This is a genomic window from Mesorhizobium sp. M5C.F.Ca.ET.164.01.1.1 (genome assembly GCF_004792125.1).
In the GTDB taxonomy this organism is placed as follows: Bacteria; Pseudomonadota; Alphaproteobacteria; order Rhizobiales; family Rhizobiaceae; genus Mesorhizobium; species Mesorhizobium wenxiniae.
The window spans coordinates 3,009,358-3,029,950 of the sequence record NZ_SRTG01000001.1 but is presented as its reverse complement, the minus strand read 5'-3'; the positions used below and the strand labels follow the sequence as shown (position 1 = coordinate 3,029,950).

Genomic DNA, 20,593 nt, shown 5'->3' with positions numbered 1-20,593 from the left:
CGCAAAGACCGCGACGAAAAAGACGGTGCGTTGCTGTCTGCCCACGGCTTTCTCCCTGAAAGCGCACCCATCCACCTACGAACGTTTGTCTCAAAAGTTTGCTTGAGGCCCGGCGGAGAGGGAGCAAACATGACTCAGGCAAAGAATCTCCTGACAAGGTGTTCGTTTACGAGGGCGGTTACATCATTCATCCGGACGATGCATGGATATTAGAAAGTTCTAATAATTATTCCCGAGCGGCAAAACCTCCGGGTTCCTGCTGCGGATCGGGCTGCAACCCGATCGGGCCCGCGCTCTCCGCCAGAGGCGCGGGCTTCATTTGTTCAGCCGATGCGCCAGGCGGCGCGGAGGCCGCATATTGAATGTCTACGGGAGCATTAGTAGCAGAAGTCGCTACCGTGGCGTTCCTGGCATCCAGGCAACGGAGCCCGTCATCCGAAAGGGTGGCGGGCTTTCGTTTCGATTGTCGAACTGCTGAAGCACGTCTACAGAACAGGGCCTAACTCCATCACCACGAAAGCGGTGACACCCAGCACGACGAGTGCATAGGCCGCATAGAGAACAAGCAGCAAAACTTCAAAGTCGCGGAAAGAGGTTGTGGTAGCCCTGATCTGTTGAGGCTCTGTTTTCTCGATAAGGGCGGCTTGGGGTGGCCCTGCTGTCGCGACGACATAGACAATCCGGTCGTGCTCGGCTGCCTGCAATATCCGTTCCGCGATATCGACAGCGATCACTGGATCATCGGTCAGCTGATCTCCAGCTATTCGGTATTCAGTAACCGTCTGGACCTCGCGTTTTCCCATGCACGATAATAGCGTCATTTAAATTAGGTTCCACTAAAGTGCCGACGGTTGCGGCCGGCCCGGTCGTCTTGTGACCAGGCGTGAACAATCCTGGGCCGCAATACCCTGCCCCGCGTCCTCCAATTAAATGGCGCGGGCCTTTCTATCGCCTATCCCGGGCGCCTTTGCCGGCGAGTCGCGATGCTAAAGCCGCAGATAGACAGACCCCCAAACCGGGAGTCATTTCGCGCGAGGGCAACGCATCTGGCACGTGCCGCTGGATGACCACGAACGGCTTTCGATACCTCGCTGGTGGTGCACCGAACTAACCTGGTTGCCGTAAGTGGCTCGCCAGTCCGATGCGCCCCCTTCTCAGCGCGCTCGTCTCAGATCGCCTCGCGCTCCCGTTCCGGTGTGGCGACCAGCAACGCCGCGGCGGCGTTGGCGGCAGCAATAGCGGACTCGATCTGATGTCCGCGGGCAAGGCCTGCCGCGAACGCGCCGACGAACTCGTCGCCGGCGCCATGGGTGCTGACGACCTTCACCGGGATGGCCGCCAGTGCAAATGCCTGGCCGTCGCCGTCGCAATAGGCAACGCCCTCCCCGCCGGCCGTGACGATCGCGGCCGGGTAGGATTTGATCAGCATGCGTGCCGCCTCGGCAGCCCCCTCGAGCGTGTCGACGACCGGAATGCCGGCCAGAAATTCCGCCTCGATGGCGTTGACGATGACGATATCGGTAAGTGCGATCAGTTCGCCGGGCAGTTTTCGCGCGGGTGCGGCATTGAGCACGACGCGCCCGCCATGCGCCTTCACCGCCCGCGCCGCGGCAATGTTGGCGGCTTCCGGCACCTCGTTCTGCAACAGCATAACCGCCGTTTGTGCAATCACATCAGTAGCTTCCGCGACGTCTTTCTGGCCCAAGGTGAGATTGCTGCCTGAGACGATCACCGCGCCATAATCGCCGCCGTCGTCGAAAATCGCCACGCTCATGCCCGAGCCGGCGCCAGCCGCGACCCGCACGAAGCGGCTGTCTACGCCGCAGCGTTCGAGATTACCGAGAAGCGCGCGGCCGAAATCGTCATCGCCGACGGCGCCGATCATCGCCGAGCGTACGCCGGCCCGCGCCACCGACACCGCCTGGTTGCCGCCCTTGCCGCCGCATTTCGGCTGCCAGGCATGGCCGGTCACCGTTTCGCCCTTGCGCGGGCGGTCAGGCGCTTCGACCATGATGTCGTAATGCAGGCTGCCGAACACGGTGACCAGCGGAGCCGTCATGTACCCCTGTCCCGGCGTTTCGACGTCACCGCCGACATGGTGCGGCCGAGATTGCGTTCCGCCGCCTGATAGTCGCGCTGCGCAACCGCGACGAACAGCGCGTCGAGAATGTTGAGCTGGGCGATGCGCGCCGCAGCGTTCTCGCCCATCAGCGGCGAGCCCTGCGCCGTCGAGCACAGCACGATGTCGGCAACGGCGGCCAGCGGCGAGTTGTCGTAGTTGGTGATCGCCAGCGTCCGCGCCCCGCTCTTGCGGGCCAGTTGGATGGCATCGATGACGGCGCTGGTGTTGCCCGAATGCGAGAAGCCGACGCCGATGTCGTCGGCGCCGAGCAGCGAGGCCGACATCAGCATCATGTGCGAATCGTCGTAGACTGATGCGCGGATGCCGATGCGCAGGAATTTGTGCGAGACGTCGCGCGCGATCTGCGCCGAACCGCCGACACCATAGAAATCGCGGTTCCTGGCGCGGTAGAGAAGATCGGCGGCGCGGTCGAAATCGTCCATATCGAGGATCGCCAGCGTTTCCTCCAGCGCCTGGATCGAGGTGCGGAACACTTTTTGGACGATCTCGGCCGAACTGTCGTCGACCGACAGTTCCTGGTGCATTTCGGCGGTCGGTAGCCGGCTGTATTCATAGACCGCGGTGCGGAAGTCGCGATAGCCGGAAAAACCCAGTTTCTTGGCGATCTTGACCACCATCGCCTCCGACACGCCGGCCTCTTCGGCGATCTGCCTGAGCGGAATGGTCTCGTCGAAGCCGCGCCGTCCGAAGACGGTTTCCACCACCTTCGCCTCGAGCGGCGTCAAATGCGGCATCATCATGCGGATCCGCGGTCCTACTGCTTTCAGATCCAGGCTGGTCAAGGTCATCCACGTCCCCTCGTCACGCGATCGATAAGCATCGCGGCGAGGATTATAAGGCCAGTTGCCAGGAGCTGATAGAAGGACTGGACATTCATCAGCGTCAGGCCGTTGCGCATGGTGCCGAGGATGACGGCGCCCAGGATGGTGCCGACGACGCTGCCTTTGCCGCCCATCAGCGAGGCGCCGCCGATGGCCGCCGCGGCAATCGCATCGAGTTCCCAGAGATTGCCGAGAATGGGCTCGGCGGCACCCAGCCGGCCGATCAGGATCTGCGCGGCAAGGGCCGCCAGCAGGCCCGAGATCATGTAGGCGGCGATCTTGGTGCGCGCGATCGGCACGCCTGCTATGTAGGCGGCCTCCTCATTGCCGCCGACGGCGAGCAGATATTCGCCGAACGGCGTCTTTTTGAGGATGATCCAGGCGATCAGCGCGACCACGGCCACGATGATGACCGCCAACGGCAATCCGAACAGAGATCCGTTGAAGATGGCGCGGAAGCCGGCCGGCAGGCCGAGCACCGGATTGCCGCCGGTATAGATCAGCGCCAGTGCCCGGTAGGTGCTGAGCGTTCCCAGCGTGACGATGAAAGGCTGCAGTCCGACATAGGCGACCAGCACGCCGTTGAGCAGCCCGCAGACGAGGCCGATAGCGAAGCCGGCGGCGATGGCCAGCGGAAACGGCACGCCGGCAACCAGCATCGAGGCCGAGATGACGGCCGAAAGGGCCGCCGTCGGCCCGACCGACAGATCGACGCCGCCCGAGATGATCACCAGCGTCATGCCCAATGCCAGGCAGGCATTGATGCTCGACTGCTGCAGGATGTTGATCAGGTTGCGCTCGGCAAAGAAGCCCGGGACCAGCGCGCCGAAGACGGCGAGGATCACGACCAGGCCGATCAGCGTGCCGGCGTCGCGCACGGAAAACCGGTGCAGGAATTCAGCCCTTGGGCGCGCTGCTGTGTGTTCGGTTATATCAGTCATCCGCTGGTCCTGTCCGATCATGCACCGGCCCGATGGCCTTGCGCCTTGCCGGCCTGAGTCTCCGATTGGGGTATGGCGTGCGCTGCGATCGCCTGTTCGTTGAGATCGGCCCGATCAAGTTCGGCCGCGACCGTGCCGTCGCGCATGACCAGCACGCGGTCGGCGAGCCGGATCACCTCGGGAAGCTCGGACGACACGACGACAACCGAATGGCCTTCGGCGGCGAGCTCCTCGATCAAATGATAGACCTCCGCCTTGGCGCCGACATCGATGCCGCGCGTCGGCTCGTCGAACAAAAGGATGCGCGTTCCCGCCGCCAGCCAGCGGCCGATGATCGCCTTCTGCTGGTTGCCGCCGCTGAACAGCCGGATCGGACGGTCGAGCAGGAATGGCCTGAGATTGACCCGCTTCATCTTCTCAGCCGCGACCCGTTTCAGCCTGGTGTGATCGATAACGCCGCGCGGTGCGAACACGCCCATCGAAGCCAGCGCCATATTGCTGGAGATCGACCGCAACGGCACGATGCCTTCGCGCTTGCGCTCCTCCGGCACCAGGCCGATGCCGGCGGCGATGGCGTCGCGCGGACTGGAAAGTTTGATCGCCTTGCCGTCGATCTCGACCGTGCCTGATGACGCGCGGTCCGCGCCGGCCAGCAGCCGCAGCAGTTCGGTGCGGCCCGAGCCGACCAGGCCGGCAATGCCTAGCACCTCACCGCGATGCAGGTCGAACGAGACGTCATGGACCTTGGTTGCCGAGGCGAGGCAACGCACGCTCAGCCTGACCTCGCTGGAGGCATGCGAGCGGTGCTGTTCCTGGGCAAGCTCGCGGCCGACCATCATCGAAACGACGGCTTTTTCCGACACTTGCGCGAGATCGACGGATCCGACCACGACGCCGTCGCGCATGATTGTGGCGCGCTGGCAGATGCCGAACACCTCGTCCAGCTTGTGCGAGACATAGACGACCGCGACACGGTCGCGCGCCAGTCTGGCAATGACTTCGGCCAGCCGCTCGAACTCGCTCGGCGTCAGGCTAGATGTCGGCTCGTCCATCGCCACGATGCGCGCCCGATCAAGCAGCGCCCGGGCGATCTCGACGATCTGCCGCTGCGCGACTTTCAGGCTGCCGAGCGGCGCTGCCGGATCGATGGTCGGGTCGATGGCGGCGAGGGCTTCCGCAGCGCGGCGTTCCTGCTCGCGCCGCGCGACGAAGATGCCGCCGCGCGTCAGCGGATGGCCGAGGAACATGTTCTGGGCGACGCTGAGGTGCGGCACCTGCTGCAATTCCTGATGGATCATGGCGATGCCCGCGGCGCGGGCGGCGACCGGGCTGTTCAGCGTCACCGGACTGCCGTCGATCAGCACGCTTCCGGCCGTCGGCCTGTAGACCCCCGACAGGATGCGCAGCAGCGTCGACTTGCCGGCGCCGTTTTCACCGAGCAGGCCATGGATTTCACCGGCACCGACCGAAAAGGACACATCGCTCAGCGCCCGCACGGCCGGAAACACCTTGGAAATGCCCTCGAATTGCAGCCGCGGGACAGACATTGGTTCTATTCTCCAGGCAAAGGGCGCCAGCCGAAGGGCCGGCACCCGCAGTCCTGCCCCTTAATTGCCCGATGCCGCGTCCTCGAGCAGCGCCTTGCGCACGGCGTCGCCGGCGCCGGAATAGCGGTCGGCATTATCCTTGGTGATCAGCGCCTGCGGCGTGGCGACGACGCGCGGCAGCTTCTGCCCGGCCACCAGTCGCAGCGCCGATTCCAGCGCCACCTCGCCGGTCAGCACCGGGAAACTATCGACGGTGCCGGTCAGCTCGCCGGCGCGGATCGAGGCATAGGCGTCGGAGATGCCGTCGGTGCCGAAGACGGCGACCTTGTCCTGCAAGCCGGCGGCCTTGACCGCCTCGACGATGCCCAGCGCCATGCCGTCATTGTTGGCATAGAAGCCGATCAGGTCGGGGTGCTGCTGCAGGATGTTGGTGGCCGCGTCGTAGGAGGTCTGGCGATCCCAGTTGCCCGGCACGCTGGCGACGACCTCGAACTTCCCGGCCTCGGTGATCGTGGTCTTGAAGCCGTCGGTGCGCTGGACGGCGGCATAGACGCCGGCCTGGCCTTCGACAATGGCGACCTTGCCGCCATCCGGCCGGTTCTTGATGAACCATTTGGCGACGCGCACGCCATTGTCGCGCTGGACATTGCCGACATAGTGCTCCGCCTGCGGGATGACCGCGTCATTGACGTTGACCACCGGCACGTTGGCGGCCTTGGCCTGTTCCATGATCGGCTGCAGGTTGGAGTCGGTCTGCGGCGAGACGAGCAGCACGTTATAGCCTTGCGTGACCAGGCCTTCGGCGATGGTGAGCTGGCCGAGCTGGTCGCCCTCGCTCTGCGCCGCCTGGTAGACGACCGGAACGGCGACGCGGTCGCCGAACAACTTGTAGCCCTCGCCCAGCGAGCGCCAGTATTCGTTGGTCAGCGTCTTGGAGACGGCGCCCGCTTTGGTGCCCTCGGGCAGCTTGGGGAAAGCACCGAACTTGGCCTCGAGCTGCGACCAGTCGATGCGATCCTTCTCGGTGTCGGAGTTGAGCGGCGCGAGGTCCGCGGAAAAGGCCGAGCCGATGGACAGCGCCATCAGGCCAGCGGCAGCGGTGGCAAGTAGAAATTTCATGGTCTTTCCTCCCTTGTTGAACGATGTTGAGGCCGAGCCTAACTGTCCGGCCCGAGCATGGCTTCCTGAATGATGGCTTGCGAGGCGACCGCGTCCTGACGATCGACGGCGGTGGACAGGCGGTTGTCCTTTTCCAGCCGATCGACGACGCGCAGCATGCGTTTGACTGTGGCGATGTTGACTTCGCATTCGTGGACCGGATCGAGCCCGGTCATGTCGGGAAACGTGTCGAAGTAGATGGCGCCGGCGTAGCCGTCGCGGCGGATCTGCCTGAGCAGCTCGATCGTCTGCAGCGTGTGTACCGCGCCGACCATCAGGCCGTCGTCGCGCTTGGCGTAGCCGTCGTTGAGATGGACGCCCAAGAGCTTGCTGTGGCGCGCGACGAGTGCTGCGGCAAAGGCCGGCTGCTCGTCGGCATAGAGCACATGGGCGAAATCAAGCGTCACGCCGAGATTGGGCAGGCCGATCTCGCGGATGGCCAGCAATGTCGTCGCCGCGTCGGGCATCAGGCTGTAGGAGCGCGGCTCGTTGGGCTTGTATTCCAGGCTGATCTGGCAATCGGGGTCGTGCGCTGCAACTTCACGAATCCCATCGATCTCGTGTTGCCAGAGCGCCGCATAATCGGCCTGGAAGGCATAATCGAAGCCGTCCTGCCCGAGCCACAGGGTCATCAGATTGGAGCCGGCCTCACGCGCGGCATCAATGCCAGCCTTGGTTAGGTCGATGGCTTCGCGGCGAACCGCGGTATCAGGATTGGTGAAGGCGCCGAGCTTGAAGGCCGGATTGGAGTAGTAGCGCATGGCAAAACCATTGACGGAAAGGCCGATATCGCCGAGTTTTCGCGCCATTTCCGCAGGTTTTTCATCGACATGATCGGGAAAGTTGAGATCGAGGTCGGTCAGCCCCGCAACCTTCGCCGCACGCGCCGCCATCTGCAGCATGGACGGCTTGCCGGCAAGATCCGGCCATTCGGCCTGTGGCCGCGAGGCAAAGGAATTGAGGCGTGTGGCGAAACGATTGGCTGTCATGGATGACCCTTTTGGTAGACATAACTTCACATATTTTAATTTACTTGTAAAGTAGAGAGCACTGTTTGATTCAATCGTGGGAGCCGGGGGCCTGGGAAGAGACGAACTGCTGGCGCGCGATTTGACCCGCATCCACGATGCCTTGAGCGCAGTTGTTACCGCTTTCGCGAAAGCGGTAACAATTTATGATGACGGTGGCGATGAAGTTGTGTTATTACCCTTTTCGCGAAAACGGTAACAACTCATATGCAGCAGATTCCCCACACATACCAGACGCTCTATTCCGAGCTGGCGCAGCGGTCGCTGGATGCCTCGTTTTCGACGGAATTCAACGTCGGCGGCCGCTTTGTCACAGCCGAGGTGAAAGGCCGCCGTTACTGGTATCTCGACCTGCCGAACCCTGACGGCGGCAAAACACGCACATATGTCGGCCCCGTCGACGATCCCGAAATCACCAGGAGGGTCGAAAACTTCAAGGACCTGAAAGCCGACATCAAAGAGCGGCGAAAGCTGGTTTCGACCCTCATTCGCGAGGCCTACCTGCCACGGCCGGAAAGGAAGACCGGCGACATTGTCCAGGCGCTCGCCGAAGCCGGTTTCTTCAGGCTTCGTGGCGTCCTGGTCGGTACCGTCGCCTATCAATGCTATCCAGCCATCCTTGGCGTTCGCCTGCCCAGTACGTCGATGGTCACGGGAGATGCCGATTTTGCACAGTTTCATTCGATCTCGACGGCCGTCGATGACAAGATGCCACCCGTGCTCGATACGATGAGGAAAGTCGACCCGACTTTCCGGGAGATTCCGCACCAGGCTGACGGCCGCTTCACCACGCAATATTCTTCCCGCTCCGGATACAAGGTCGAATTCCTGACTCCGAACACCGGTTCGGCCGACTACGAGGGTCGTCCAACAACCATGCCCGCGCTTGGTGGCGCGTCGGCGCAGCCCCTGCGGTTTCTCGATTTCCTGATATATGAGCCGATCCGGGCCGTTCTCCTTCACGGTGCCGGCGTGCCGGTGAACGTGCCGTCGCCCGAACGGTACGCCATCCACAAACTCATCGTCGCCAGTCGCCGTCGGACGGACAGCGACGGCACCGCCAAGAGCCGCAAGGACAGGATGCAGGCTGCAACCATCATGGAAGCCATGATTGAACAACGGCAGTCGGAAGATCTGGCCGATGCTTTCATGGAGGCTTACGACCGCGGCCCGGCCTGGAAGGATGCCATACGCAAGAGTCTATCCCAGGTTGACGACGGCGCGCGCGAAACCGTCCTGCCGACGCTGGCCCGCGCTATCCGAAAACTGGAAAGAGACCCTTCGGAATTTGACCTTGAAGAACGCGGCGGCCGCGCCGAAACGATAGGGCCTCGCGAATAGTAAGGTTCCGGGCAGTAGGCGCCGACCATCAAGTAAATTTACACAGAGCAGTATCGCGGGTAAATTGCTTGCAAGCGATCGGCGTCCCAAATGAAGGGCCCACTGAAGATCAAGGTGCTCGGCGAATTGGTGGTCCTGCGGGGCGCCCGGGAGATCGCGCTGCCACCGTCGAAGAAAACGCGCGCTCTGCTCGCCTACCTAGTGGTGGCGAACCGGCGTCAGCGGCGCGATCATTTGTGCCGAATGTTCTGGGAGGTGCCTGACGATCCAAGAGCTTCGCTGAGATGGAGTCTCTCGAAGCTAAGGCACATCATCAACCAGAACGGTGACGAGGGCTGCCTGAAGGCCGATCGAGAGAGCGTGCTTTTCGACACCGCCAAGCTTGATGTCGATTTGCTGCAAGTCGCCCACATGACGGCGAACGAGGTACGCTTTCTCGACACCTCACGCCTGGAAAACCTGGCTGCCATGTTCCGGGGGCAGTTCCTCGAAAATCTGGAACTGCCGCGCTGCCCGGTGTTCGAGGCTTGGCGCACATTCCACGGCGACGCACTGGATCGCACCAGATCGATGATCCTGCAGGCGCTTGTCGAGCGGCTGCGCTGCGAACCTGAGCGGGCCTTTCCTATGCCGAAACGCTACAGTCTCTGGACCGGGCCAACAAGCAGGTTTCGCTGGAGATACGATCACTCGAGGCTTCGGCTCGAGAGCGCGCAACGCAACTGCGACCGGTCAGCGAGCAAGCCGGGCAACAAGCATCAGGTGAAGCCGTCCGTTCCGCTCCGGGTGGCGGCCAAAATGAGCACCGGCGTTCCCAGGAGATACATTATTGCAGCAGCCCCGATGGCGTCCGTATCGCCTACGCGGTTTCGGGCGACGGCCCGCCGCTGCTTCGCGCGGCGCACTGGATGTCGCATCTGCAATACGAATGGGAAAGCCCGGTGTGGCGACACTGGATCGATCAGCTTTCGAGCAGGAATACGCTGATCCGCTACGATGAGCGCGGCAACGGCCTCTCCGACTGGAACGTCGGCGACTTCTCCTTCAACGCCATGGTCACTGATCTGGAAAGCGTTGCCGACGCAAGCGGCCTGGACCGTTTCCCGCTGCTCGGTGTCTCGCAAAGTTGTGCGGTATCGATCGCCTATGTCCTCCGGCACCGCGAGCGCGTGTCGCGCCTCATTCTCTACGGCGGCTATGCAAGGGGCCGGCGAAAGCGCGGCGACACCCACCAGCTCGATACCCATGAAGCCATGACCACCCTGATCCGTGAAGGATGGGGCAAGGACAATGCCGCGTTCCGCCAGCTGTTCACCGAGGCATTCATTCCGGGTGCCAGCCGCGAGCAGATGGCTTGGTTCAACGATCTCCAGAGGCAGACCACATCGCCGCTCAACGCCAGCCTGCTTCACTCCACTTTCGGCGACATAGACGTTTCGGCGATGCTGGGAGAGGTGAGCGTTCCGACGCTGGTGCTGCATGCCAGGAACGATGCCGTGGTTCCATTTGACGAAGGCAAGGTGCTCGCGGCCGGCATACCGGGGGCGCGCTTCGTCGACCTCAACAGCGCAAATCATATCCTCCTCGGCGACGAGCCTGCCTTCGCCGATTTCCTGCGTGAAGTCAGATCCTTCATGGCCGGACCCGAGTGACGGATCGGCTCGGCGGGTTCTTATCTCCAGCCGGCAAATTTCAACGCTTCGGCCGCTCTTTTCTAACGCCCGCAACAACACTCCTTCCAACGCGGACCGGTGATCATCGGCGCCGTGGTCAGCAAATGGAGGATCGAGATGAAGATTCATTCTGTGATCGGCGGCGGCGGCGTGAAGCTGCATGTGTGCGAATGGGGCAAAGCTGATGCACCAGCCATCCTCTTCATTCACGGGTGGTCGCAGAACCACCTTTGCTGGCGCAAACAGTACGAGAGTGAGCTTGCGGACGCGTTTCGCCTCGTCGCCTTCGATCTTCGCGGCCATGGCATGTCGGAAGCGCCCGAGGCACAGCAGCAGTACACGGAGCCCAAGCCATGGGCGGACGATATTGCGGCCATCGTCGGCCAGCTCGGCCTGAACCGGCCCGTTCTCGTGGGGTGGTCTTATGCGGGCTTCATCATCTGTGACTATGTTCGCGCTTACGGCCAGGATGCAATTGCCGGGATCAACTTCGTCGGTGCGGCTGTAACGCTTGACAGGGCCGCGTTCGGCGTTTTGATCGGCCCCGGCTTTCTCGATCACGTGCCGGGCGCGACCGCAGGCGACGACTTCCCCTCCAACGTCCAGGCCATTCGCGACTTCGTGCAGGGCTGCACCGCGCGACCGCTACCGAGAGACGAATACGAAGTGGCCCTGTGCTGGAACATCGTTGTGGCCCCAAGAGTCCGGTCTGCGCTTGTCACGCGCGCGATCAACTCCGACGACGTTCTGACCATGTTAAAGAGACCTGTGCTTATGACTCAGGGCCGCAGCGACACGGTGGTCCTCCCGGCAATGGGCGATCACATCCTCAAGACATGTCCGACGAGCGCCGCTTCCTGGTACCGCGAAACCGGACACGCACCCTTCATCGAGGACTCCTCTCGTTTCAACCGCGAACTCGCCGACTTCGTGCGCAAAGCGACGACATCATAGCTGACGATAGCGGACATTTCGCGCCAAGGCTTCTCAATCGGACCAGGCCGTCATGTCTGCTATTGGCGGCGCATTTCGATGCGGGCGAATTGTTACTAACCTCGGACACCAGGCGGGTTATCCGAGGATAAGATATCAGTCGTCACGCTGGTTGCAAGTTAGGGCTCGCCCCTCAAATGGCTGCATTGCTATTGACTACGCGCCAGCTAGAGATAGCAATCTTATGCGATTTGGCTACGAGCCGGGTCAGTGGACGGCCTCCGAATTTCTCGTTCCCGGAACGTGCAGTTAGCGCCAGGAGCGGTCGTTTGCAGTTATGGCGAACAAGGTCGCATCTATATCCCGCAAGCAGGATTTCGGCCTTGCGGCATTTTGGGAGCTCAATTGACGACTGAAAACTCGAACTGTTCCCAGCGGTAAACGGCCTTGTATTCGTCGTCGCGCCCCGGCGTCCTGAACACATTGCGATAAATTGCTCCACAGCTTGTCAGCTCTCCGGGAAAGGCATCGCACAAGAAATTGCCTTGCACCCAGGAGGTTCCTGTTCGGGTCCTCAGGCCAATGGTTTCGCTGATGGCGCCGTCGACGGAGGTCGTGCGCTGTATCGGCAGGAACTTGTCAAATGCCAATTTTCCGCGCGTTTCGTGGCCGAACATGAGAGACCTTATTTCCGCGCCTGTGAGCCGGTCCTTCGGATTCATGCCTGCCCTTGCCAATGCCGGCAGATCGGGCACGCCTGCCTTGGTCAGGCCGGCCAAAAGGCGTTCGATATCGGCCGTATTCTTGAAAACCATGAAGTCCTGGGTGATCAGTTGGTTTGGTTCCCATAGTAGCCTTTGCGTAACAACCTTCCTAAACCTTTCCAAGGCAGCCGCGGTCTGGTCGGTGCGCCCAAGATGCCCATAGGCAGAAACAAGAACTTGCAGGGCATAGAATTTCGCCCGTGGGTCGGCGATTCAAGATCCATCTTCTCGATGGAGTGAACCGCGTCCTCGAATTTCCCTTGGCCGAACTCGGCTAGTCCGGCCTGGTAGTGCCGGTAGTCCATCCACGAGATCGGGTCGACGCGCGCGGCCGCCTCGAGATAGCTCAGCGCTTCCTTCGGCCTGCCGTTGAAATTCAGGGCATTGGCCAGCGAGAGATAATTCCAGGTATCGCTAGGATCGAGCGCCACCGACTTCAGCAGAACGGTGACTGCTTCGTCCGAGTTGTGTTCGCGGACCATCAACTCGGCGACTAGCTGATAGTAGCCGGGCGAAGGATGTCGGGCGGCGAGCTTCAGGGTTTCGTGGACTTTGTCATAGGCCTCGGCTCGCGTAAGCCCCATCACCACGGCCCGGGCGATGTCCGCGTCCCAATAAGCCCAGGCGAGTTGGGCATGAGCCGCGCCGAAATCGGGGTCGAGTTGCACCGCGTGCTGGAAATGCTTCACAGCCTGCGCAAACTCCTCGGGGGTGTTGATACGGTTATAGATGTCCATCCCTTTGAGATAGACATCATAGGCCTCGGGACTGTTTGTGCCTCCCGAGCGGGCGGCCGGCGCGACGCTCACCAGGCGGAGTTGGAGCGCGCCTGCGATGCTGCCGACGACCTTGTCCTGCAGCGCGAACACGTCCGCCCACCGGCCGTCGAAGCGCTCCGCCCAAAGATGTCCGGACGTCGAGCTGTCGATCAGATGCGCATTGATGCGCATGTCGTCGCCGACGCGGCGAATCGAGCCTTTCAGCAGGTACCGGACGCCCAATGCCGCCGCAATCTCCTCCGGCTTCGGGTCCTTGTCCTTGTAGGCGAAGGCCGCGCTGTGGGAGACGACGAAAAGACCCGGCACGCGCGCCAGTTCGGTCGTCAGGTCCTCTGTGAAGCCGTTGGCGAGATATTCTTGTTCCTTGTCATCGCTGAGATTGTCGAAGGGCAGGACGACTAGCGAGGACCGGGTGTCGGCAGCCTCGCTGCCTGCCGGAACAGCAGGCTGTGCAGGCCTCTCCCACAGCTGCCACCATGCTGCAGCAAGGCCGAGAGCCAGGAAGAGAACACCCGCCGCGACCGGAAAACGCCAGGCGCGTGGCTGGCGGCGAGCATGGAGGGTCTTGCCCGCTGCCGCGGAATCAAGCAACACGCGATACGCCTGAACTGGTTCGGCGATGTTTTTGACCCTCTGTTCGCCCATTGGCTCAAAGGCGAACGCCAGCTTCCTATCGACCTCCTTGGCCACTTTTCCCGAGATGCAGATGCCGCCCGGTTCCGCCAACTGCTGAAGTCTGGCCGCGATGTTGACCCCATCGCCATACCGGTCGTCGCCGTCGACGATCACCTCGCCGAGGTTGATGCCGATCCGCACCAGGATCTGTTCCACTGCGGGAAGCGAGGCGTTGCGCTCGGACAGGCCCCGCTGCAACGACACTGAACATTCGACGGCATCGACGACACTGCCGAATTCGGCCAGCATCCCATCTCCCATCAGCTTGAAGATATGGCCGTGGTGGCGGACAATTTCGGGCTCGAACAGTTCCTTGCGTCCGGCACGTAGTCGCTCAAACGTACCGGCCTCGTCGCGCTCCATCAGAGTCGAATAGCCCACTACATCTGCGGCTAGAATCGCGGCAAGCTTGCGGTCCATTGGTGGCCTAGCCCCGGCGGATCATAGTATTGGTTGTTCCGATAAGAAACTGGCCTCACCAGTACTCAGCAAATCCCTACCTTCCGCGCGTTCATTGATGGCTGATGCGGCGACGGTTGACCAATGTCGTATTCTACCACATTCGAGACATTAGAGCTTGCAGGCCGGAATGGCTCGTTTGGGTCACGTCGAGACCTCAAGCAGACGCGCCAAGCTGCCTTGGCGCCGGCCAAACCAGCCGATTTGCACGCCAGAGTACGCCGTAGCTCTCCACTACTGTGAATCATCATTACACCCGGCTCCAACCGGGCTTGAGATAGTGCCGTCGATTGAAAGGAAGACGAGAGCCGTAAGAGCAGCCAACATCGAACGGAGACCAAGTGGGCGCCGAAATTAATCTATGCTGCCGGCTCCGTTACTCCCACTAGAATGTCGAGCCCGCCGTCAGCAGCTTGGTCACGCTCGCCGCCCTTGCGTCTTGCGCGCCAATTGACCATCCTTGCAGACGTTAGTTGCACCGCGGCCGGGGGGTTCGCACATGCCGACGCTTTATGCGCTGAAACCGGCCTTCCAGGCGAAGCTGCGGCCGCTTGCCGACCGGCTGGCTGGGGCCGGCGTCACCGCCAACCAGATCACGCTGCTGGCTGCCGCCCTGTCGGTTGCCACCGGCGTTGTGGTCGCGGCCCTTGCCGGCCATCGCGCGGTCTTCCTGCTGATGCCGGTGGTGCTGTTTGCGCGCATGGCGCTGAACGCCATCGACGGGATGCTTGCGCGCGAACATGGCCAGGCCTCCAAGCTTGGCATGTATCTCAACGAACTCTGCGACGTCGTTTCCGACCTGGCGCTGATCCTGGCCTTTGCCGCTCTCTTCCCTGCCTGGGGCGTCGTCGCCTTTGCCGTCACGGCAGTGCTTGTGGAATTCGCCGGCGTGCTCGGCATCGCGGCGGGCACGGGGCGCAATTATGCCGGGCCGTTCGGCAAGAGCGATCGGGCGCTGGCGCTCGGCATCGTCGCTTTCCTCATCGCCTGCGGCCTGTGGGTGGGAGCGATCACGCCGTTTGTGTTTCCGGCAATGGCTACACTCTCGCTGGTGACCGCCATCAACCGGATACGCAGCGGGCTTAACGGGAGCGGCGACTGAAATTCCGGTCGCCAGGGGAACAACATGCTTCATGAACCAACGATTGCCCCTTCCGCAAGTGAGCAGCGGGTGGCGCAGGAGCGCACCTTCCGCACGCATGACGGCACCGAGATCTTCTATCGCTATTGGCCGGCACTAACCGAACACGGCAAAAGCGCGGTCCTGCTGTTCCACCGTGGCCACGAACATGGCGGCCGTATGGCGCATCTGGTCGATGAACTCGACATGCCCGGCCATGCCTTCTACGCCTGGGACGCGCGCGGCAATGGCCGCTCGGCCGGCGAACGCGGCTATGCGCCGTCCTTTGCCGCACTTGTGCGCGACATCGATTGTTTCGTGCGCGAGATCGGCAGAGACGGGTTCGGCCAACGCGACATCGCGCTGATCGCGCAATCCTTCGGCGCCGTGCTCGCCGCCGCCTGGGTGCATGATTATGCACCGCAGATTCGCGCTTTGGTGCTGGCCTCGCCGGCCTTCTCGGTCAAGCTCTACGTGCCCTTCGCCAAGCAAGGCATTGCGCTGTGGCAGAAGATCAAGGGCCGCTTCTTCGTCAATTCCTACGTCAAGGCCAAGTTCCTGACGCATGACCCCGAGCGCATCGCTTCCTTCGAGGCCGATCCGCTGATCACGCGGCCGATCGCCTCCAACATCCTGGTCGAGCTCTACGACCACGCCGCGCGTATCGTCGCCGACGCCCGCGCCATCACCGTGCCGACGCAATTGCTGATCTCCGGCAGCGACTGGGTGGTGCGGCATGGACCGCAGCACGAGTTCTTCGTCAATCTCGCCAGCCCGGCCAAGGAGCGGCATGTGCTGCCCGGCTTCTTCCACGACACGCTCGGCGAACGCGATCGCCGCAAGGCACTCGATCTGATCAAGCCGTTTCTCGAAAGACAGTTCGCGACGCCGGAGAAGCCGGTCGACCTGACCACGGCCGACCGCGCCGGCTATACACGCGACGAGGCCGACCGGCTGGCCTCGCCACTCGCCCCGCTGTCACCGAAAGGCCTCTACTGGGCAATGAGCCGCGCCTCGATCCGGATGGGCGCCTGGCTGTCGTCAGGCATGAAGACGGGGATTGCCACCGGCTTCGATTCCGGCTCGACGCTCGACTATGTCTATGAGAACCAGGCGCGAGGCACCGGTCCGCTCGGCTGCATGATCGACCGCACCTTTCTCGACGCCATCGGCTGGCGCGGCATTCGCCAGCGCAAGCTGCATCTGGAAGAGCTGATCGGCAGCGCCGCTGAGACGCTGAAGGCCGCCGGGCGGCCGGTCCGTGTCGTCGATATCGCCGCCGGCCACGGCCGCTACGTGCTCGACGCCGTCGCCAAATGCATTGTGCCGCCGGCCAGCGTGCGGCTGCAGGATTTCTCCGAGCTCAATGTCTCGCTCGGCCGTAAGCTGATCGCCGAGCGGCACCTGCCGACCAGTGTCTCATTCCAGCAGGCCGACGCCTTCGACGCCGAGATGCTTGCCGGGCTGGAGCCGGCGCCGGACCTCGCCATCGTTTCCGGGCTTTACGAATTGTTTGCCGACAACGCCATGATCGCCCGCTCGCTGGGCGGGCTGGCCAAGGCGATGCAGCCGGGCGGGCTGCTTCTCTACACCAACCAGCCCTGGCATCCGCAGCTTGAGATGATCGCGCGCAGCCTCACTTCGCATCGCGGGGGCCAGGCCTGGGTGATGCGCCGGCGCACGCAAGGCGAGATGGACCAGCTGGTGGCGGCGGCCGGTTTCGAGAAGCTCGACCAGCGCATCGACCAGTGGGGCATCTTCACCGTCTCGGTCGCGCGGCGCGTCTGAGCATGGTCTTGCCGGTGCTTGGTCCCGCCGTTGCCGCTGCCCCTGCCCTTCCTGCCTCCGCGCGCGAGCCGTACGCCGGAATCGTGCTGCGCGCTGCGTTGTGGCTGGCGTTTCTGGCGCCGTTCTTCTACGTGACCTACGGCTTCGCCAACTGGCTGGCGTCGCAGCGCGACGATGTCGGCAGCATCGTCTTTGCCTGGGAGCGCGGCATCCCGTTCATCGCCTGGACGATCGTGCCCTATTGGTCGATCAACCTGTTCTACGGCCTGTCGCTGCTGTTGAACGATACCAAGCGCGGCGTCGACCGGCTCGCCGGCCGTTACCTCACGGCGCAGATCGTCGCCGTCGCCTGCTTCATCCTGTTCCCGCTGACGGCGACCTTCATGCGGCCGCAGACATCAGGGCTGCCGGGGTTCATGTTCGCGGTGCTCGGCGGCTTCGACAAGCCGTTCAACCAGGCGCCGTCGCTGCACATCGCGCTGCTTGTCATCATCTGGGATCATTGGCGCTGTCGGCTCAAAGGCATGGCCGCCATCGTCTGGCACGTCTGGTGTTTCCTGATCGGCACCTCGGTGCTGACGACATGGCAGCACCATGTCATCGATATCCCGACCGGCGCTTTGCTCGGCTTCTTCGCCCTGTGGCTGTTCCCGCGCGATGGCGAATTGCCGTTCGCCGGCTTCCGGCTGACCGCCGATCCCAAGGCACGGCGACTGGCGCTGTTCTACGCCCTCGTCGCAGCGCTGGCACTGGCCGGCGCCGTTGCCGGCGCCTTCGTCTCGGCGCTGTTGCTCATCCTGCTGTGGCCGGCGCTGGCGCTGGCCATCGTCGCCTTCGCCTATGCCGGAGCCGGCGCCAAAGTGTTCCAGAAAGCGGCCGATGGCAGCATCTCGCTGGCCAGCCGTGTTTTGCTGCTGCCTTACCGGCTTGGCGCCAGGATCAATGTGTGGGCGTGGACGCGCAAGCTGCCGCCGCATGTCGCGATCGCCGATGGCGTCTTCCTCGGCCGCTTTCCCACCGCCGCCGAGGCCGATGCTTTCGGCACGGTGATCGACCTTGCGGGCGAGCTGGAGCGGCCGCGCGGCGTCACCTGCCGCTGGACGGCTGTCGCCATGGTCGATCTTTTGCCGCCCTCGCAAGCGGCGCAAACGCAAGCGGTGGCGGCGATCGAGGCGGCCCGCGGCCACGGCACCGTGCTGGTCTGCTGCGCGCTCGGCTTCCAGCGCAGCGCCGCCATCGTCGCCAACTGGCTGGTTACCAGCGGTCGCTCGCCAACGCCGGCGCAGGCGCATCAGCGGCTAGCGGCATCGGGCCGTCCGGTGCATCTTCGGATCGCGGCGGACGAGCCGGCATGAGTGCCCATCGAGACAAAGCCGAGGCCTTAGCCGCCAGCCTGATGACGCAGGCGGTGTGGCCGCTGCTGCTGGTGCTGGCCGCGTTGGTGGCCGCGCCGTTCATTGCCGTGGCAGCGCAGCCGCAGTCGACGACGCTGGCGTCGGCGGCCTGGCTGGTCGCGGCAGCGAGCGGCATGGTCACCCTCGCCGTCTCGGCCCTGCTTGTCTTCGACGCGCTGCTGTTCTGGCTGATGGCGAGCCACATCAGCGAAGCCGCCGGCGGTGCCTCGGTCGACGACGTGCTGGCGCGCATGCGCGTCAAACCGGCCACTGCCGGCATCCGCTCGCTCGACCGGCGCATCGCGGGCACGCAGCGCCTGCTGATGAAGCAGCGCATCGCGCTCGGCCTGTTCGTGGCGGCATCCGCTGTCGCCTTGTCTTTCTGAGCCGGACGATGAGCAAGCTCGGCACAAGGACCTTCACCCTGCTGCAGACCGTGACCTCGGTCGGCCTGTCGGCGCTGGCCTGGGCGGTGACCGGGGTGCGGCCGATCTGGAACGGCAGCCAGCCGTCGGACCGGCAGCGCATCTACTTCGCCAACCATGCCAGCCACGGCGATTTCATCCTGCTGTCTGCCTGCCTCAGCGAGAAGGAGCGCGCCCGCACCCATGCCGTCGCTGCCGCCGACTATTGGGGAAAATCGCGGCTGCGCCGGTTCATCGCGCAGGACATGCTGTCCTCGGTGCTCATCCACCGACAGTGGATCGATGAGGCTGAGAATCCGATCTCGATCATGCTGTCGGTGCTCGACGAGGGCCATTCGCTGATCATCTTCCCCGAAGGCACGCGCAACATGACAGACGAGCCACTGCTGCCGTTCCGCTCCGGCCTCTATAATCTCTCGATGGCGCGGCCCGACGTTGAACTCATCCCGTGCTGGATCGAGAACATGTCGCGGGTGCTGCCCAAGGGCCAATTCGTGCCGGTGCCGCTGCTCTGCCGCGTGGTCTTCGGCGCGCCGATCGCCATTGCGCCCGGCGAGGAACGCCGCGCCTTTCTCGACCGCGCCCGCAAGGCGCTGCTTGCGCTCAATCCCCGCCCGCTAAGAGACGACTAGAACAACATGCCAATGCACGAGACCCTCATTCTGGTTGTCGGCCTCACTGCGGTGCTGACCTCAGCAAGCCTGGTTGCCGGCATCCTGTCGTGGCGCGCGCCGAAGCCGCTGTCCTCGACGCTGGTCAACCTCAACCAGCGCATCAACGCCTGGTGGGTCATGGTGGTGGCGATCACCGTCGCCTTCTTCTTCGGCCGCTCCGGCATGACCATCCTGTTCGCGCTGATCTCGTTTGCGGCCTTGCGTGAATTCGTGACGCTGACGCACAACCGCCGCAGCGACCATTGGGTGCTGCTCGGTATGTTTGGCATCATCATCCCGTTCCAGTACTGGCTGGTGTGGACCGCGTGGTACGGCCTCTTCACCATCTTCATCCCGGTCTACTGTTTCCTGCTGATGCCGGCGATCACCGCGCTTCATGGCGATACCGAGCGCTTTCTCGAGCGTGTCTCGGCGCAGCAATGGGCCGTCATGATCTCGGTCTACTGCGTCAGCCACGTGCCGGCGCTGCTGACGCTCGAGGTACCCGGCTTCGAGGGCCGCAATTTGTTGCTGATCGCATTCCTGATCATCACCGTGCAAGGCAGCGACGTGCTGCAATACATCTTCGGCAAGCTGTTCGGCAGGCACCTGATGTCGCCGAAGGTTTCGCCGTCGAAGACCTGGGAAGGGCTGGTCGGGGGGCTGGCGACGTCGAGCCTGCTTGGCGCGCTGCTGTCGTTCCTGACGCCGTTTTCGCCGCTCCAGGCGGCGGGCGTCGCCTTCATCGCCTGCTTGATGGGATTCCTCGGCGGACTGGTCGCCTCCGCCATCAAGCGCGATCAGGGGGTGAAGGACTGGGGCCATCTGATCGAGGGCCATGGCGGCATGATGGACCGCGCCGACAGCCTGGTCTTCGCCGCCCCGGTTTTCTTCCACACCGTGCGCTATTTCTGGACGTGACAGCGAACTACAGCCTTATTTTGCAGCCGC

Annotated in this window: 19 protein-coding genes; 10 read left to right on the top strand and 9 right to left on the bottom strand. The window is 63.2% G+C overall.

Annotated features, from left to right (window positions below; all coding sequences use genetic code 11):
- Positions 1–485: 485 nt before the first annotated feature.
- The 7 genes from EN807_RS14865 to EN807_RS14835 form a co-directional block, all read right to left on the bottom strand.
- Positions 486–803, bottom strand: a complete 318-nt coding sequence (locus EN807_RS14865) for a hypothetical protein (RefSeq protein ID WP_135935453.1) — start codon at positions 801–803, stop codon at positions 486–488.
- Between the two features lie 365 nt (positions 804–1,168).
- Entirely contained in the window at positions 1,169–2,059 is an 891-nt protein-coding gene (locus tag EN807_RS14860; RefSeq protein ID WP_135935452.1) for a ribokinase, read from the bottom strand.
- Positions 2,056–2,931 (bottom strand): MurR/RpiR family transcriptional regulator, encoded by an 876-nt coding sequence (locus tag EN807_RS14855; RefSeq protein WP_135935451.1) that lies wholly within the window; start codon positions 2,929–2,931, stop codon positions 2,056–2,058. The genes EN807_RS14860 and EN807_RS14855 overlap by 4 nt, the downstream gene beginning before the upstream one ends.
- Complete coding sequence (locus tag EN807_RS14850; protein ID WP_189522418.1) at positions 2,928–3,905, bottom strand: ABC transporter permease; 978 nt, start codon at positions 3,903–3,905, stop codon at positions 2,928–2,930. Before EN807_RS14850 ends, EN807_RS14855 begins: the two co-directional genes overlap by 4 nt.
- A 17-nt stretch (positions 3,906–3,922) precedes the next feature.
- Complete coding sequence (locus EN807_RS14845) at positions 3,923–5,452, bottom strand: sugar ABC transporter ATP-binding protein (RefSeq protein ID WP_135935450.1); 1,530 nt, start codon at positions 5,450–5,452, stop codon at positions 3,923–3,925.
- A gap of 60 nt (positions 5,453–5,512) precedes the next feature.
- Positions 5,513–6,571, bottom strand: a complete 1,059-nt coding sequence (locus EN807_RS14840) for a substrate-binding domain-containing protein (protein ID WP_135935449.1) — start codon at positions 6,569–6,571, stop codon at positions 5,513–5,515.
- A gap of 38 nt (positions 6,572–6,609) precedes the next feature.
- A complete protein-coding gene (locus tag EN807_RS14835) occupies positions 6,610–7,599 on the bottom strand; it encodes a TIM barrel protein (RefSeq protein ID WP_135935448.1) in 990 nt (329 codons plus the stop codon).
- A gap of 246 nt (positions 7,600–7,845) precedes the next feature.
- Here EN807_RS14835 and EN807_RS14830 point away from each other — a divergent pair, with 246 nt between their 5' ends.
- The 4 genes from EN807_RS14830 (at position 7,846) to EN807_RS14815 (ending at position 11,606) form a co-directional block, all read left to right on the top strand.
- On the top strand, positions 7,846–8,979 hold the full coding sequence (locus EN807_RS14830; protein ID WP_135935447.1) for a GSU2403 family nucleotidyltransferase fold protein: 1,134 nt from the start codon (positions 7,846–7,848) through the stop codon (positions 8,977–8,979).
- A gap of 114 nt (positions 8,980–9,093) precedes the next feature.
- On the top strand, positions 9,094–9,966 hold the full coding sequence (locus tag EN807_RS14825; protein ID WP_189522417.1) for a hypothetical protein: 873 nt from the start codon (positions 9,094–9,096) through the stop codon (positions 9,964–9,966).
- Positions 9,921–10,631: an alpha/beta fold hydrolase gene (locus EN807_RS14820; RefSeq protein ID WP_135935889.1), complete on the top strand. Its 711-nt coding sequence runs from the start codon at positions 9,921–9,923 to the stop codon at positions 10,629–10,631. Before EN807_RS14825 ends, EN807_RS14820 begins: the two co-directional genes overlap by 46 nt.
- A gap of 99 nt (positions 10,632–10,730) precedes the next feature.
- Entirely contained in the window at positions 10,731–11,606 is an 876-nt protein-coding gene (locus tag EN807_RS14815; RefSeq protein WP_246684101.1) for an alpha/beta hydrolase, read from the top strand.
- A gap of 380 nt (positions 11,607–11,986) precedes the next feature.
- Here the strand turns inward: EN807_RS14815 and EN807_RS14810 are convergent, their stop codons facing one another.
- Positions 11,987–12,364, bottom strand: a complete 378-nt coding sequence (locus EN807_RS14810; protein ID WP_135935445.1) for a hypothetical protein — start codon at positions 12,362–12,364, stop codon at positions 11,987–11,989.
- Positions 12,365–12,414: 50 nt separating this feature from the next.
- Positions 12,415–14,223, bottom strand: a complete 1,809-nt coding sequence (locus tag EN807_RS14805) for an adenylate/guanylate cyclase domain-containing protein (protein ID WP_135935444.1) — start codon at positions 14,221–14,223, stop codon at positions 12,415–12,417.
- Positions 14,224–14,761: 538 nt separating this feature from the next.
- Between EN807_RS14805 and EN807_RS14800 the strand changes: the two genes are divergently transcribed.
- From EN807_RS14800 to EN807_RS14775, 6 genes are read left to right on the top strand one after another with little or no spacing between them, the layout of a single operon-like run.
- Entirely contained in the window at positions 14,762–15,364 is a 603-nt protein-coding gene (locus EN807_RS14800) for a CDP-alcohol phosphatidyltransferase family protein (RefSeq protein ID WP_135935443.1), read from the top strand.
- Between the two features lie 24 nt (positions 15,365–15,388).
- On the top strand, positions 15,389–17,170 hold the full coding sequence (locus EN807_RS14795; RefSeq protein ID WP_135935442.1) for a bifunctional alpha/beta hydrolase/class I SAM-dependent methyltransferase: 1,782 nt from the start codon (positions 15,389–15,391) through the stop codon (positions 17,168–17,170).
- A gap of 2 nt (positions 17,171–17,172) precedes the next feature.
- The gene (locus EN807_RS14790; protein WP_135935441.1) at positions 17,173–18,525 is read left to right on the top strand and encodes a phosphatase PAP2/dual specificity phosphatase family protein; all 1,353 of its coding nucleotides are present in this window, start codon (positions 17,173–17,175) and stop codon (positions 18,523–18,525) included.
- Positions 18,522–18,950 (top strand): hypothetical protein, encoded by a 429-nt coding sequence (locus EN807_RS14785; RefSeq protein ID WP_135935440.1) that lies wholly within the window; start codon positions 18,522–18,524, stop codon positions 18,948–18,950. The genes EN807_RS14790 and EN807_RS14785 overlap by 4 nt, the downstream gene beginning before the upstream one ends.
- A gap of 8 nt (positions 18,951–18,958) precedes the next feature.
- Complete coding sequence (locus EN807_RS14780) at positions 18,959–19,621, top strand: lysophospholipid acyltransferase family protein (RefSeq protein ID WP_127314703.1); 663 nt, start codon at positions 18,959–18,961, stop codon at positions 19,619–19,621.
- A gap of 12 nt (positions 19,622–19,633) precedes the next feature.
- Complete coding sequence (locus EN807_RS14775; protein WP_135935439.1) at positions 19,634–20,563, top strand: phosphatidate cytidylyltransferase; 930 nt, start codon at positions 19,634–19,636, stop codon at positions 20,561–20,563.
- Positions 20,564–20,593: the final 30 nt, after the last annotated feature.